Genomic DNA, 14,369 nt, shown 5'->3' on the forward strand with positions numbered 1-14,369 from the left:
CGTCGCGATCGCATCCTGGCCCGCCTATCGCCGGCCTTGCCGATCGGGAGAACCCGTCTATCCTTGGCGGCGGTCCGACCGCCGGCCATGATCGGCATGGATAGAGGCCTCGCCTATCGGTAAGATCATGAGCATGCCGCTCCTCTCTCTCAGGTCCCAAGCCGATTCGAAGCGGCCGTCACGAGCTTTGCGCGATAAGCCGGGACCGTGGGTTGCGGCGGCCCGGTCCATATTTGCCGAGGAAACATCATCATGAAGATTGCGGTGATGGGTGCCGGCGCTGTCGGCTGCTTCTTCGGCGCCCTGCTCGCCCAGGCCGGCCATGACGTCACCCTGATCGGGCGCCCGGCCTTGGTCGAGGCCGTCAGGGATGGAGGATTGCTGCTCGAGCACAATGGCGAACGCTGGCACGTCGCCGTTTTCGCCGATACCAGACCAGAGGCCGTCGCCGGGGCCGAACTGGTGCTGTTCTGCGTGAAATCCTTCGACACCGAGGCGGCAGCCGCCGCCATCGCTCCCCATATTGGCGCCGATTGCTCGGTCTGGAGCCTGCAGAACGGCATCGACAATGCCGACAGGCTCGCCCATATCCTCGACAGGCCGGCCGTACCCGTCGCCGTCTATGCCGCGCTCGAAGCGCCCGCCGCCGGCTATGTCCGCCACAAGGGCGGTGGCAAGATGGTAATCGGCCCCTCGCCCCGAAGCGAGGAATTCGCGGGCCTGTTCGCGGCCGCCGGCATTGCGGCTCGTGTCACGCCGGATGTCGTCGGCACGCTGTGGACCAAGCTGGCGGTCAATTGCGCGCTCAATGCCCTCTCGGCGCTCGCCGCCCTGCCCTATGGCCGGCTGGTCGGCCGCGAGGGCGTGGATGTGCTGTTGAAGGGGATCCTGGCCGAGTGCCGTGTCGTAGCCGAGGCCTACGGCGTCACCTTGCCTCCGACGCTGGAGGACACCGTGTTTGGGCTCGGCACCAGCATGGCGGAGCAATATTCCTCCACCGCCCAGGACCTCGCCAGGGGCCGGCGCACGGAAATCGACGATCTGAACGGCGCCATCCTGCGCCGGGCCACCGCACGTGGCCTCGAGGCGCCGCTGAACCAGGCGCTGTGGACACTGGTCAAGCTGCGCGAAGCCGGTCCGCCGTCATCCTCGACCTGAGTGCCCGGCCCTATTCGACCGGCGGCGCATATTGGACGCCGCCCAGGCTCCACAGCTGGTTGAGGCCACGCGGTATGCCGAGCTTGGTGGCGTCACCGAGATTGCGTTCGAACACCTCGCCGTAATTGCCGACCTGTCCTACCACCTTGGCCGCCCAATCATTGGCCAGCCCGAGCCCGGAGCCCAGCTTGCCCTCCGTGCCGAGCAGGCGCCTGATCGCCGGCCGCGTCGAGTCCTTGGCCTGATCGAGCGTCGCCTTGGAGACACCCAGCTCCTCGGCGTCGACCATGGCGAAATGCACCCATTGCACCAGATTGCGCCATTTCGGATCGTCCAGGCGCACGGCCGGGCCGAGCGGCTCCTTGGAGATGACATCGGGCAGGATCAGGTGCTCGCCGGCATCGGCGAGGTCCAGGCGTTGGGCATAGAGCTGGGAGACGTCGGAGGTGAGAACCAGGCAATCCTTTTTCTTGTAGCGCTCCAGCGCCTCGGCCGCCGATCCGACCAGCACCGCTTCGAACTTCATGGAATTGGCCTCGAAATAATCGGCCAAATTGTGCTGGGTGGTGGTGTCCTTGAGCACGCAGACCTTGCTGCCGCCAAGTTCCAGGGCCGAATTCACCTTGGCGCTGCGCGGCACCATGAAACCCTGGCCATCGAAATAGGTGATGGCGGCAAAGCTCAGCCCATAGTCGAGCTCGCGCGACAAGGTCCAGGTCGAGTTGCGCGAGAGGATGTCGATCTTGCCCGAGCGCAGGGCTTCGAAACGGTCGCTCGCCGACAGCGGCACGAACGCCACCTTGGCGGCATCCCCGAGGACGGCGGCCGAGACGGCGCGGCAGAAATCGACGTCGAAGCCCGACCATTCGCCGGAGGCCGATCTGCTGGCAAAGCCCACCAGCCACTCATTGACCCCGCACAGGAGCTGGCCGCGCGCCTTGACAGCCTCCAGGGTCTGCGCCTGCGGGCCGCTCGCCAACCCGAGTTGCAGCGCCAGGACCGCCACGATCCCCACAATGATCCGATGCATGGCTATCCCCCCGTGCCTTGCTCGATGATGGACAAACGAAAGCGCCTCGCCGAAAGGGCGAGGCGGGCTGATCTCGACTAGAGCTTGGGTGCCTGGCGCACCACCACGCGGGTGCCGACGGGAACGCGGTCATAGAGATTGATCACGTCCGGATTGACCAGGCGGATACAGCCCGAGGACACGGCATAGCCGATGGTCTCGGGCTGGTTGGTGCCGTGGATGCGGTAGCTGGTGCTGCCGAGATAGAGGGCGCGGGCCCCCATCGGATTGCCGGGGCCGCCCGCCATGAAGCGTGGCAGATAGGGCTGGCGCTTGATCATCTCCGGCGGCGGCCGCCAATCGGGCCATTCCTGCTTGCGCGAGATCTTCAACAGGCCAGACCATTGGAAACCCTCGCGCCCGACACCGATGCCGTAGCGCATGGCGGTCTTGTTGTCCTGGATGAGATAGAGGAAGCGTTCCTCGGTCTGGATCACGATGGTGCCGGGCGGCTCGTTGGAGCGATAATAGACCGGCTGCGGCCGGTATTCGGGCAGGAGCTGCTCCTCGGCGGCATCCGGCACGAAGCCGGGCTTTTCCAGATCCTTGCTGGGATCGAGAGGGCGCGGCTGGGCCAAAGCCTGCGGCATCGAGCCGGCCAGTCCCAGGGCAAGTGCGATGCAGCCGACACCGAGCCGGGTGATCCAGGAGCGCCTCGTCATGGCAAGCTCTCCTCTCATGCCGTGGCGCAGCGCACGAACATCATCGTGCCGTAGCGCTTGGCAACGCCGGGATCCACCCAACGCGTCACCAGCACACCCTTGTCATAGGACAGGATCTGGCGGTCCGCCCGCTCCCCGGGCTTGCCCTGCGGCCCGATATAGACCCCGCCATCGGAGGCGGTCTTGAGATAGACTTCCTGCGGCGTCGCCTGGTCGGCCAGATGCATGGTCACCCCGCCCTGGGCACCCTTGCCGATCACATAGGGATTGGAGCAGGCTGCCTTGGCGGCGACCTCGGTACGAACCTTGTCGGTTTCTTCGCGATAGGAGGCCAGGCCCCATTTGCCGACGAGTTCTTCGGAGGTCACCGCAACCGTCGGTGTCGCCACCACCGGCGTCGGTGCCGAGGAGGCGCCGCAGCCAGCCAGCAAGGCGGCGCAGCCGAGGAGAATGCTCGCCTGCACGAACCGTCCTTGTCGCGGCATCCCCGCGAGAGTCTTCCCAAACAGATCCGCGCCCATGTATCCCTCCCCATCGGAACACAAAACGACCCACCCCGGGACAGCGGCCAAGCAATAATGGACGCCACATCAGTAGGTGGTTCGGTTAAATCAGGGACAGCACCCGTCTTTGCCGGCTATGAACAGTCAGCTTACCAAAGACCGGGCATGAATGATCACGAGTGCCAAGCTGCAACATTGGCAATGGCAGGCGCAAGTGTTTTCTGGCCATAACCTGCACTCTGACCGCAAGGAAAACCCCGCCTCGTCGGCGGGGTTAGGTCGCTCGGGGATCTCTGGCGGCCGGTCTCTTCCGGAGTCGTGATCAGCCGCGGATGTAGAATTGGACACCTGGTGTGAATTCGCCGTGACGCGCTGCCCGACCTTTGCCAAGCCCTGCGCCTGCCGCGATCGAATGATCAGAACTTGTAGTTCGCGCCCAGACGAACGGTATGGAAATCCGTGCGCAGCCTGGTGTGGATGGAGTAATCCGTCGGCTCGCCACCATTGATTTCGGTCGCGCTGATTTTCGACCGGCCAAGATCGATATATTGATATTCGAGCTTGGCGGTCCAATGCTCGTTGAAAGCGTATTCCGCGCCGCCGCCAACCGCGAAACCGACTCTGGTCTTGCTGGTACGAGGGTGAGCGAGGAAATCGCCATTGGCATAGTTCTGGGTGTATTTGACCCCGCCGACAGCCAGACCGCCGGTCGCATAAATCAGGATGTTGTCAAAGGCATAGCCGATTCGCGGACGAACCGTGCCGAACCAGTTGACCTGGCTCTTCGTGCTCAGGAAGTAACCCGTGGCGGTGCCGATGCGTCCGGCCTTGTCGCTGATGCCGCCGCCCTGGATATCGCCTTCCAGGCCGAGAACAAAATTGCCCGCCTGCCGATTATAGCCAGCCTGCACGCCGCCGAAGCCCCCCTTGGGTGAAAGGCTGCCATACCCGTCCACGAGGGGGCCAGTGGCCGGAAACAGCTCCGACATCGTTACGTCGTGGCTGGATCCGAAGGCATAGCCACCATTGATACCGGCGTAGAAGCCCGTCCAGTCATAGGCAGTTGCGGGAATGACAGGCTCGACTGCGGCAGGCGCCAGATCGGCAGCCGAAGCACCGGCCGTGGCAAGCAAGAAGGCGGCTATCGAAATCCGTAACTTCATGTCCGCAAACCCAGATCTTGCCGAGTGACGAACTTTTCTACCACGCCATCCCTCACGAGTATGTGCTTTTACAGCAACAGTTTTTACATATTAACTCGACTAAACGCACGATTTTTACCGTGCTAAATTTGCAACACAATTCGATTTATTCAAATATGATTTGAAGCAAATCTTCCAATCTCTTCAGTCGCGCGCGCCAGACCGCTCAAATCACCATGTTTCCGTCGCTGGCGAGCATCGGATCCTTGACCTTGTGCGAGCCCCGCCTTTGGAAACCTCAAGCCGCCCAAATGCCCGTCCGAGAGCACCGCATATGCTCGGGGCTTGAAGGGCGTTTCGTCAATGTGGCCGGCAGATCCTGTGTGATGCGCCAGAAGCGGCAGAACACCAAGCCAGCGAGGGCTGCGAAAACGCAAAAGGCACCGCGCTTGCGATGCCCTGGGTCTTTTCGTCGTTCGAAGAAGCGATGGTGGGCGCGACAGGGATTGAACCTGTGACCCCTACGATGTCAACGTAGTGCTCTCCCGCTGAGCTACGCGCCCATCGCTTGCGGAGGCCGGCCTGATAGCAGGTTGAATCAGGCCATGCAAGCCATTCTCCCGCTATTTTTGAGGAAAGTTCAGGCGGCCTTCAAAAGCTTGTCGACTTCGTTGACCAGATCCTTGAGATGGAAGGGCTTGGACAGCACCTTGGCGTCGCGCGGCGCCTGCGAATCCGGATTGAGCGCCACGGCCGCAAAACCGGTGATGAACATCACCTTGATGTCGGGATCGAGCTCGGTGGCCCGGCGGGCCAGCTCGATGCCGTCCATTTCCGGCATGACGATATCGGTGAGCAGCAATTCGAACGGCTCTTCCCGCAGCCGGTGATAGGCCGACAGGCCGTTGTCATAGGACATCACCTCATGTCCGGCATTCTGCAGGGCGCGCACCAGAAAGCGGCGCATATCATTGTCGTCTTCGGCAAGGAGAATCTTGTTCATGATGGCGTCCCGAATCCCCGGCAGGGCCGGAGCTTGTTCGAACTCTATAAACCGTCGTCAGGGTAAACGCCCCGTTTACATCGCAATAGAGTTAATCCCGAATTCGTGATGCTGCTAGAGCCTGTCATCAGGTATGGTTCGACTTCACCGCCTCCGGCCGCACCCGTCAAATCGCCTCCCTAACTGATGACAGACCCTGGGGTTGCTTCTGTTCGCGATGGAGAAAATCATGCGGTGGGACTTGTGATGCTTGCCTGCGCATGATTTTGTCGAGATATGTCGGTATCGCCTGGCTTGCCCACGTCCCCTCGGGGACGTGTCGCGAAGGTGAAAGCAACCGCCGCTGGAGTCCGTGGACGGCATGGAAATCGAGCTCAGCCCTCCCTTCGACGTGGTCGAGCCGGCTGCCTATTCGGCGCCCCTTCTGTTCAACTCGCCTCATTCCGGCCGGGTCTATCCGCGCTCCTTCCTGGAGGCTTCCCGCCTCGATCCGCTTTCGCTGCGCCGTTCCGAGGATGCCTTCGTCGACCTCCTGCTCGCCGATGTCGCCGCCACCGGCTCGGCGGTGATGAGCGCGCGCTTTCCGCGCGCCTTTCTCGACGTCAACCGCGAGCCCTACGAGCTCGACCCCCGCATGTTCGACGGCCGGCTGCCGAACTATGCCAATACACGCTCCCTGCGGGTGGCCGGCGGCCTGGGCACGCTGGCGCGGGTGGTCAGCGAGAATCAGGAAATCTATGCCCACCGCCTGCCGGTGGATGAGGCGCTGCGCCGAATCGAGGAGCTCTACAAGCCCTATCATCGCACGCTGCGCCGTCTCCTCGGCCAGATCCACCGCGAATTCGGCGTGGCCCTGCTGGTCGACTGCCATTCCATGCCGTCCTGCGGCCTGGCACGCGAGGACAGGCCTCGGGCCGACATCGTGCTGGGCGACCGCTACGGCACCAGCTGCTCGCATCTGATCATGGATTGCGCCGATGAGGCGCTGCGCAATCTCGGCTATTCGGTCGCACGCAACAAACCCTATGCTGGCGGCTACATCACCGAGCACTATGGCAATCCCGGCGCTGGCTTCCATGTCATCCAGATCGAGATCAATCGCTCGATCTATATGAACGAGCAGACCTTCTCCCTGCTGCCGGCCTTCGATCGCCTGAAGCAGGACCTCACCGTGCTGCGCGACACGCTCGCTGGCCTGCCCTTCCACTATCTCGATGCATTCCATCTGGCCGCCGAGTGAACCAGCCCGTTCTGCCCGCCCCTGAAGCCAATTGGGTTTTCGGTTACGGATCCCTGATGTGGAATCCCGGTTTTGCCTATGAGGAACGGCAGAACGCGTTGATTCGCGGCCTGCACCGGGCCTTGTGCATCTGGTCGCATGTTCATCGCGGCACGCCCGAAAAGCCCGGCCTGGTGCTCGGCCTCGACCGGGGCGGTTCCTGCCGGGGCGTTGCCTTCCGCGTTGCCTCCGAAAATTGGGATACGACGGTGGATTATCTGCGTCGTCGCGAGCAGGCCACCAGCGTCTATATCGAGATTTTGCACGAGGCCCGGCTCGAGGACGGGCGCCATGTCCGGGCACTGGCCTACCGGGCCGACCGGGCACATCATCAATATTGCGGCAAGCTGCCGGATCGCCAGCTTCTGGAGGTGGTGCGCGGCGGCGTCGGACTTTCAGGCGCCAATCCCGACTACGTGCTGGCCACCCACGACCACCTCGACGAACTCGGCATCCCCGACCGTACGCTGGCCTGGCTCTCGCACCAGTTGCGGGGATGATGCGGCGGCATGGGAGGCCGGCCGGTGGACCTACCCCCTTCACAAGACCGACACGTTAATCCTACATTGTGTTGGACGAACAGCCGAATCGGCCTTTTCGGCTGGACTGATGGTGACGGGAGCGCTTCGTGACAGCGCATGTTTCGCCTGCTGTGTTTCATCCGCCGGTCTCGCCCGAGGCGTGCCCCGCCCTCGTGCTGAACGCCGATTACCGGCCGCTGTCCTATTATCCGCTGTCGCTATGGTCCTGGCAGGATACGGTGAAGGCGGTCTTCCTCGACAGGGTCAACATCATCTCCGAATATGACAAGGTGGTGCGAAGTCCCACCTTCGAGTTCCGATTACCCTCGGTGGTGTGTCTCAAGACCTACGTCAAACCCAGCCGGAACCCAGCCTTCACCCGCTTCAACGTCTTCCTGCGCGACTGTTTCACCTGCCAATATTGCGGCACGCGCTCGGATCTGACCTTCGACCACGTCATCCCCCGTTCCCGGGGCGGACAGACCACCTGGGAAAACGTCGTCGCTGCTTGCTCGCCCTGCAATCTGAAAAAGGGCGGCGCCATGCCCGCCGAGGCCGGCATGCATCCCAACCAGAAGCCCTACGCCCCTTCCCTCAGCGACCTGCACCAGAACGGCCGGCATTTCCCGCCGAACTATCTGCATGAAAGCTGGCTCGACTATCTCTATTGGGATACCGAACTGGAGCCTTGATCGGCTTCATCCACCGGGGCATGCTTTACGCGTTGCGACAGCTTCATTCCGCGCTTTCGGCGTGGTTTGATGGCGACCTTTCCGATTGTTAACGAGCGCTCACTACGGAACTCTCCTATAGTGAAGCGGCCGCAAGGCAATCATCAAACAGATCTGGGGTGCTGTAAGCACGTCGAAGGCTCGTTACGACCGCGAAGGGAGGTTCCATGCCGCACGAGACACCGTTGATTGCAACGATCGTGGCGGGTTTGGGACTGGCATTCATCTTCGCGCTCGCCGCGCAGCGATTGCGGCTGTCGCCGATCGTGGCCTATCTGCTCGGCGGTGTGGTGATCGGCCCCTTCACGCCCGGCTTCGTGGCCGACCAGAATCTCGCCAACGAGCTGGCCGAACTCGGCGTCATCCTGCTGATGTTCGGCGTCGGCCTGCATTTTTCGCTGAAGGACCTGCTTTCCGTCCGCGCCATCGCCATTCCCGGGGCGCTGGGCCAGATCGCGGTGGCGACACTGCTCGGCATGGGCTTTGCCTGGATCATGGGCTGGGGGCTCGGCACGGGCCTGGTCTTCGGCCTCGCCCTCTCGGTCGCCAGTACCGTGGTGCTGCTGCGCGCCATGCAGGAACGCAAGCTGATCGAGACCGAACGCGGGCGCATCGCCGTCGGCTGGCTGATCGTCGAAGATCTGGTGATGGTGATCACCCTGGTGCTGATTCCTCCTCTGGCAGGCCTACTCGGCGGCCATGCACCGGGTGAGGTCGCCCCCTCCGGCCTTGCCGCCAATCTCGGCCTCAATTCGATCGCAGCCACCCTGATGGTCACCGCCGTCAAGGTCGCCGCCTTCGTGGCGCTGATGCTGGTGGTCGGGCGCAAGGTCATCCCCTGGGTCCTGCATTTCGTCGCCCATACCGGCTCGCGTGAGCTCTTCCGCCTGGCCGTGCTGGCGATTTCGCTGGGGGTCGCCTATGGCGCCGCCGTGCTGTTCGGCGTTTCCTTCGCGCTGGGCGCCTTCTTCGCCGGCATGGTGCTGGCCGAATCGCCGCTCAGCAAGCAGGCCGCCAATGAGACGCTGCCGCTGCGCGACGCCTTCGCGGTGCTGTTCTTCGTCTCGGTGGGCATGCTGTTCAACCCGGCGATCCTGCTCCAGCATCCGCTTGCCGTGCTCGCCACCTTCCTGATCATCGTGGTCGGCAAGTCGATCGCCGCCTTCCTGATCGTGCGCGGCTTCGGCTATTCCAAGGGCGTGGCCCTGACCATCTCCGCGAGCCTGGCCCAGATCGGCGAGTTCTCGTTCATCCTGGCGGTGCTCGGCGTCAAGCTGCAGATCATCCCGGGTACGGCACGCGATCTGGTGGTGGCGGGCGCGCTCATCTCCATCGTGATCAACCCGATCCTGTTCATGGCGCTGGACCGTTTCGTCTTGCGCCCCGAACGCCAGCCGGCTGCGGCACCTAAAGCTGAGACCAGACCGGAGGCCGAGCCCGAGGCGCCGGCTCAGCCCGAGGCCCAGCCGGGCGCGCCCGTGGCGGAAGCCGCTCCCGCACCTTTGCCTGAGGAGGACGACATCGAGGTCGTCCAGCCGACCAAGCTCAGCGAGCACGCCATCCTGGTCGGCCATGGCCGCGTCGGCAGCCGGGTGGCCAAGGCCCTGCATGAGGCCGGTATACCGTTGGTGGTGATCGAAGAATCGCAGAACGAGGTCGAAAAGCTCAAAGCCGCGGGCATCGAGGTTTATTCCGGGCCGGCCGGCGACTACGAGACGCTGGAACTGCAGAATCTGGCCGGCGCGAAATGGCTGGTCGTCGCCATTCCCGACGCCTTCGAAGCCGGCCATCTGGTGGAACAGGCCCGCAAGCTCAACCCGTCCATCCGCATTCTCGCCCGGGCTCACAGCGAAGAGGCCGTCGACTATCTCAAGGGGCTCGGGGCCGACGTGATCCTGATGGGCGAAGAGGAAATCGCCCGCGGCATGATCCGCGACCTGTTGCACCCCGTGGAAAGCCATCCAGGCCAGGCCGCCTGAGCCGGCGCGACCTGGTCATTGCCGGGCCCGCCGGCCCTTCGCGAGCGGAAAATACCTGAACGGCGAATGAGCAGGTCAAGCCCAGGCACGGCAATACGAGAACCGCTTGGCCGATGTCTGATACTTACCCCCACTAAACACAGGCTGGCGCCAGCTTTTACCTCTACGTTAAGACCTCGATAACCGTACGAATTGTTAATGAAGTGATACTCTTTACCCGCATTTTCAGCGGCTTTATTGCTATTCCATGAATAGAGCGAACCATTTTTAGACACCAACTCCATTTTGGATAGCGGGCGAAACCCACGGGCGCCCCGTGTCGTCAACGTCAGATCGAGATGCAGCACGAACCGTCGGGTCCTGGCCCGGACGGATCGCGGCTGCCTGCAAGGCATTGGGGGAAAGCGGCGATGCAGACGCCCACCGTCGACGAGGCAGATCAGGACCAAGAGGCAATAGCGGGCCATCCGTCCCTTGCGATCGATAGTCCGCCTCGTGACACCCGGGCGAGCGAGCCCACCATGCCGGCCGAAAGGCGCAGGCGGCGACCGATAGCCCCCACCAAGCTGCAGAAGAGCGCCGGGCGCATTACGCTCATCGTGGTAGGGTTCGTCTGCATCTATGTGGCGATCCTGGCCCGGCTGGTGCAGTTCGGCATCGCGCCGGACGAGCAATATGACGCGCGCCGCTCGGCGGCCGACCAGTTGGCGGCATCCCGCCCTGACATTCTCGACCGCAACGGAAAGATCCTGGCGACCGACGTGCAGGTGCCCTCGCTCTATGCCGAGCCCAGGAAGATCATCGATGTCGACGAGGCGACCGAACTGCTCACCGCCCAGATGCCCGAATTCGACGCGCGCGACCTGAGAGCGAAACTCTCCTCGGGCAAGGGCTTCATCTGGCTCAAGCGAGAGATCACGCCCGAGCAACGCAACCGCATCTACGCGCTCGGCCTGCCGGGCATCGGCTTCCTCAACGAGGCCAAGCGCATCTACCCCAACGGGCCGACGGTGAGCCATGTGCTCGGGGCCGTGAACATCGACAATCAGGGCATCGCCGGCATCGAGCGCTATATCGACAGAAAGCGCGGCCTCTCCGAATTGCAGGCGCTCGGCTACGCCTCGGACCCGCATGACCTCAAGCCGGTCCGCCTGTCGATCGATCTGAGGGCCCAGGCGGTGATGCGCGATGAACTCGTCGCCGGGATGGAGCACTACCAGGCCAAGGCGGCGGCCGGCGCCATCATGGACGTCAATACCGGCGAGATGATCTCGCTGGTGTCCCTGCCCGATTTCGATCCCAACAACCCCGCCGAAGCGCTCGATCCCAACCGGATCAACCGCATCAATGTCGGCGTGTTCGAGATGGGTTCGACCTTCAAGGCCCTGACCTCCGCCATGGCCATCGAATCGGGCAAGTTCACCACCGCCTCCATGCTCGATGCCCGTACCACGCTCAAATATGGCCGTTTCACCATCCACGACGACCATGCCCGCCGGCGCATGCTGAGCCTGCCGGAGGTGTTCACCTATTCGTCCAATATCGGCTCGGCCAAAATGGCCCTCGCCCTCGGCGTCGATGCCCACAAGGCCTTTCTCAAGATGATGGGCCAGACCACGCGGCTGATCACGGAATTGCCCGAGAATGCCATGCCGATCCTGCCCAGGCGCTGGAGCGAGATCAACACCATCACCATCGCCTTCGGCCACGGCATGGCCGTGGCGCCGCTGCAGGCGATGATGGCGGTGGGAGCGATGATGAATGGCGGCCATCTGATGAGGCCGACATTCCTGGCGCGCAGCGAAAGCGATGCCCTGGCGGGATCCAAGCTGGTCCTGAAGAAACACACCTCGGACGTGATGCGCTACATCATGCGCCTCAACGCCACCGACGGCTCCGGCAAAAAGGCCAATGTTCCCGGCCTCGGCGTCGGCGCCAAGACCGGTACGGCCGAAAAGGTCATCAACGGGCGCTATTCGAAGAAGCTCAACTTCACCACCTTCATGGCGGTGTTTCCCTTCGACAAGCCGAAATATCTGGTGCTCGTGCTCTATGACGAGCCCAAGGGCCTGCCCGAGACCTATGGCTATTCATCGGCCGCCTGGAATGCCGGCGTCACCACCGGCAAGATCCTGGAACGTGTCGGGCCGCTGCTCGGCGTCAAGCCGCGCTTCGAAGAGATCCCTAACCCGGTGCCGCCACTCTACGCCCCCCGCAACGAAGACCACCCGATGGAGTGGCTGGTCACGCATTGAGGGCGGAAGGCTCTGCATGGCGCACCTTTCAGGGTGTTTGACGCTGTCGCGTCAGGTCTGATCGTCGAAGTCGCGCTGCCCGTCAGCTCCCCGACCCGCTCAGGGAAAATGCGTACCGGGCGGCGCGGGGATGGAGGCGAACACCTCGGCTACGTCATCCTCGAAGATTGCCGCCGTCAGCTTGCCGCCATAGCAGGCGCCGGTGTCGAGATTGATGCGGTTGGTGCGGAAATCCGGCTCCTCCACCGAGGTGTGGCCGTGCACGATCTTCTTCTCGAAGAGCTGGCCGGAGGGCAGGAATTCGTCGCGGATCCAGATCAGATCATATTCCTTCTGCCTGGCCAGCGGCACGTCCGGCCGCACGCCGGCATGCACGAAAAAATAGTCACCGAAGGTGAGACTCAAAGGTCGCGTACGCATGAAGTCGAAATGGTCGGGCAGCATCCTGGCGCGGAACTCGGCCCTGATACGCTCGACATCCCGCTTCGAATGCGGGTCGGCTCCCTCGATGTCGACGCCATAGCTGCCGACAGTCGCCATGCCGCCCCATTTGAGCCAGACATCGGCGTCGGGGTCCCCGGCCAGGAAGGACATCAGCAAGGTTTCGTGATTGCCCCTGAGCACATGGAGCTCGCAACCCGGCAGGTCCCCCATCAGCCGGGCCACGACACCGCGGGAGTCCGGGCCGCGATCGACGAGATCGCCGAGGCTGATGACGATGTGGCGCCGGTCCGGCTTGGCCCGGGCCCGGGCTTGCGCCTCGGCCAGGATCTCCTCCATCAAGGAGAGATGGCCGTGGACGTCGCCGAAGGCAATGATGGTCGTCCCCGCCGGCGCGCGCGGCGGGATTGGAAAGGGTACCGTACGATTCTGCATGTCATCAGCATAACAGCCACGCTTGCGCCAGCAAGGGGATGCGGCAATGCCGCTCAGGCCCGAATGCAGTTCACCAATGCAAGTTCCCCTTGATCGAGCCAAAGGCTCGATCAAGGGGAACTTGCAAGATTTCAAACACTTGCAGAATATCTCGATATTGCCCATTCGTGGGCAGTATCGAGATATTCTGCTTAGCCGACTTCGAGTTTGCACGCCCCTTGTCATTGCCGGGCTCGACCCGGAAATCCAGCCCCTTCGCGCCGATCCTGGATAGCCGGGTCAAGCCCGGCTATGACAATTCGGGATATTGCCTGCCTAAGAAAGCCGCATTGGGCGGCTCAGGCCCGATAGTCCAGGCCGATGTCGAGGATCGGCGCGCTGTGGGTGAGCCAGCCGATCGAGATCAGGTCGACACCCGTGGCCGCGATCGCCGGCGCCGTTGCCGCCGTGACCCGACCAGAGGCCTCGGTAAGCGCCCGCCCGCCGACCATGGCCACCGCCTCGCGCAGCTGGTCCGGGCTCATATTGTCGAGCAGCACGGCATCCACGCCGACGGCCAGCGCCTCCTCGAGCTGGGCCAGCGTATCGACCTCCAGCTCGATCTTGACCATGTGCCCTGCCGCGGCCTTGGCCCGCTCGAGCGCCGGGCGGATGCCGCCGGCGATGGCGACATGGTTGTCCTTGATCAGGATGGCATCGTCGAGCCCGAAGCGGTGATTGCCGCCACCGCCGGCCCGCACCGCATATTTCTCCAGGGCGCGCAGACCGGGCGTGGTCTTGCGGGTGCACACGATGGTGGCCCTGTGCCCCTTCACCGCCTCCACCACCGAGGCCGTCGCGCTGGCAATGCCGCTGAGGCGGCAGAGGATGTTGAGAGCCGTGCGCTCGCCCGTCAGCAGGGCCCGGGCCGAGCCGGTGACGGTGGCGATGGTTGACCCCGACGACACTCTGGCTCCGTCGCCACGCTCCACCGCGATCACGGCGGAGGGGTCGAGCAGGCGGAAAGTGGCTGCGGCGATGTCGAGGCCGGCGACCACGCCGTCCTGGCGCGCCGCCAGCACGGTGGTCGCCTTGAGATCGGCGGGCACGATGGCATCGGTGGTGAGATCGCCGGCCCGGCCGAGATCCTCGACCAGGGCCGCGCGGACGATGGGCTCGAACAACAGGGGAGAGAGAGGAGAAAGGGACATG

General features: G+C 63.5%; 13 protein-coding genes and 1 tRNA gene. 6 read left to right on the plus strand and 8 right to left on the minus strand.

Going from position 1 to position 14,369, the window contains the following annotated elements:
- Nucleotides 1–252: 252 nt before the first annotated feature.
- The gene (locus tag ABXS05_RS26380) at nucleotides 253–1,158 is read left to right on the plus strand and encodes a ketopantoate reductase family protein (protein ID WP_367625910.1); all 906 of its coding nucleotides are present in this window, start codon (nucleotides 253–255) and stop codon (nucleotides 1,156–1,158) included.
- A gap of 10 nt (nucleotides 1,159–1,168) precedes the next feature.
- On the opposite strand, the gene ABXS05_RS26385 is transcribed toward ABXS05_RS26380, so the two are convergent.
- The 6 genes from ABXS05_RS26385 to cpdR all read right to left on the minus strand — a co-directional run bounded on the left by ABXS05_RS26385 (nucleotide 1,169) and on the right by cpdR (nucleotide 5,540).
- Nucleotides 1,169–2,188, minus strand: a complete 1,020-nt coding sequence (locus ABXS05_RS26385) for an amino acid ABC transporter substrate-binding protein (RefSeq protein WP_367625911.1) — start codon at nucleotides 2,186–2,188, stop codon at nucleotides 1,169–1,171.
- 77 nt (nucleotides 2,189–2,265) lie between these two features.
- Nucleotides 2,266–2,889, minus strand: a complete 624-nt coding sequence (locus ABXS05_RS26390) for a L,D-transpeptidase (protein WP_376717638.1) — start codon at nucleotides 2,887–2,889, stop codon at nucleotides 2,266–2,268.
- A gap of 14 nt (nucleotides 2,890–2,903) precedes the next feature.
- Nucleotides 2,904–3,353 (minus strand): hypothetical protein, encoded by a 450-nt coding sequence (locus ABXS05_RS26395; protein ID WP_311934347.1) that lies wholly within the window; start codon nucleotides 3,351–3,353, stop codon nucleotides 2,904–2,906.
- Between the two features lie 455 nt (nucleotides 3,354–3,808).
- Nucleotides 3,809–4,555 carry an outer membrane protein gene (locus tag ABXS05_RS26400; RefSeq protein WP_367625912.1) on the minus strand — a complete coding sequence of 249 codons (747 nt, stop codon included), beginning with the start codon at nucleotides 4,553–4,555 and terminating at the stop codon, nucleotides 3,809–3,811.
- 467 nt (nucleotides 4,556–5,022) lie between these two features.
- A tRNA-Val gene (locus tag ABXS05_RS26405) sits at nucleotides 5,023–5,097 on the minus strand.
- 77 nt (nucleotides 5,098–5,174) lie between these two features.
- Nucleotides 5,175–5,540, minus strand: a complete 366-nt coding sequence (cpdR, locus tag ABXS05_RS26410) for a cell cycle two-component system response regulator CpdR (protein ID WP_105864233.1) — start codon at nucleotides 5,538–5,540, stop codon at nucleotides 5,175–5,177.
- A 358-nt stretch (nucleotides 5,541–5,898) separates the two neighbouring features.
- On the opposite strand from cpdR, the gene ABXS05_RS26415 reads away from it, so the two are divergent.
- The 5 genes from ABXS05_RS26415 (at nucleotide 5,899) to ABXS05_RS26435 (ending at nucleotide 12,302) form a co-directional block, all read left to right on the plus strand.
- The gene (locus ABXS05_RS26415; RefSeq protein ID WP_311934349.1) at nucleotides 5,899–6,777 is read left to right on the plus strand and encodes an N-formylglutamate amidohydrolase; all 879 of its coding nucleotides are present in this window, start codon (nucleotides 5,899–5,901) and stop codon (nucleotides 6,775–6,777) included.
- 11 nt (nucleotides 6,778–6,788) lie between these two features.
- A complete protein-coding gene (locus ABXS05_RS26420) occupies nucleotides 6,789–7,316 on the plus strand; it encodes a gamma-glutamylcyclotransferase (protein WP_311934362.1) in 528 nt (175 codons plus the stop codon).
- Nucleotides 7,317–7,468: 152 nt separating this feature from the next.
- On the plus strand, nucleotides 7,469–8,029 hold the full coding sequence (locus tag ABXS05_RS26425; RefSeq protein WP_068290559.1) for an HNH endonuclease: 561 nt from the start codon (nucleotides 7,469–7,471) through the stop codon (nucleotides 8,027–8,029).
- 206 nt (nucleotides 8,030–8,235) lie between these two features.
- A complete protein-coding gene (locus ABXS05_RS26430; protein ID WP_311934350.1) occupies nucleotides 8,236–10,047 on the plus strand; it encodes a cation:proton antiporter domain-containing protein in 1,812 nt (603 codons plus the stop codon).
- Nucleotides 10,048–10,457: 410 nt separating this feature from the next.
- Nucleotides 10,458–12,302, plus strand: a complete 1,845-nt coding sequence (locus ABXS05_RS26435) for a peptidoglycan D,D-transpeptidase FtsI family protein (protein ID WP_376717639.1) — start codon at nucleotides 10,458–10,460, stop codon at nucleotides 12,300–12,302.
- A gap of 99 nt (nucleotides 12,303–12,401) precedes the next feature.
- Here ABXS05_RS26435 and ABXS05_RS26440 read toward each other — a convergent pair whose 3' ends face one another.
- Nucleotides 12,402–13,178, minus strand: a complete 777-nt coding sequence (locus ABXS05_RS26440; protein ID WP_367625913.1) for a metallophosphoesterase family protein — start codon at nucleotides 13,176–13,178, stop codon at nucleotides 12,402–12,404.
- A gap of 338 nt (nucleotides 13,179–13,516) precedes the next feature.
- Nucleotides 13,517–14,368, minus strand: coding sequence for a carboxylating nicotinate-nucleotide diphosphorylase (nadC, locus tag ABXS05_RS26445; protein ID WP_367625914.1), 852 nt, complete (start codon nucleotides 14,366–14,368; stop codon nucleotides 13,517–13,519).
- Nucleotide 14,369 lies beyond the last annotated feature (1 nt).

Origin of the sequence: Labrys neptuniae (assembly GCF_040797145.1) — a bacterium.
In the GTDB taxonomy this organism is placed as follows: Bacteria; Pseudomonadota; Alphaproteobacteria; order Rhizobiales; family Labraceae; genus Labrys; species Labrys neptuniae.

Coding starts and splice junctions, on each gene's coding strand:
- ABXS05_RS26380 (WP_367625910.1), top strand. CDS start 253: ATGAAGATTGCGGTGATGGGTGCCGGCGCTGTCGGCTGCTTCTTCGGC.
- ABXS05_RS26385 (WP_367625911.1), bottom strand. CDS start 2,188: ATGCATCGGATCATTGTGGGGATCGTGGCGGTCCTGGCGCTGCAACTC.
- ABXS05_RS26390 (WP_376717638.1), bottom strand. CDS start 2,889: ATGACGAGGCGCTCCTGGATCACCCGGCTCGGTGTCGGCTGCATCGCA.
- ABXS05_RS26400 (WP_367625912.1), bottom strand. CDS start 4,555: ATGAAGTTACGGATTTCGATAGCCGCCTTCTTGCTTGCCACGGCCGGT.
- ABXS05_RS26415 (WP_311934349.1), top strand. CDS start 5,899: ATGGAAATCGAGCTCAGCCCTCCCTTCGACGTGGTCGAGCCGGCTGCC.
- ABXS05_RS26430 (WP_311934350.1), top strand. CDS start 8,236: ATGCCGCACGAGACACCGTTGATTGCAACGATCGTGGCGGGTTTGGGA.
- ABXS05_RS26435 (WP_376717639.1), top strand. CDS start 10,458: ATGCAGACGCCCACCGTCGACGAGGCAGATCAGGACCAAGAGGCAATA.
- ABXS05_RS26440 (WP_367625913.1), bottom strand. CDS start 13,178: ATGCAGAATCGTACGGTACCCTTTCCAATCCCGCCGCGCGCGCCGGCG.
- nadC (WP_367625914.1), bottom strand. CDS start 14,368: ATGTCCCTTTCTCCTCTCTCTCCCCTGTTGTTCGAGCCCATCGTCCGC.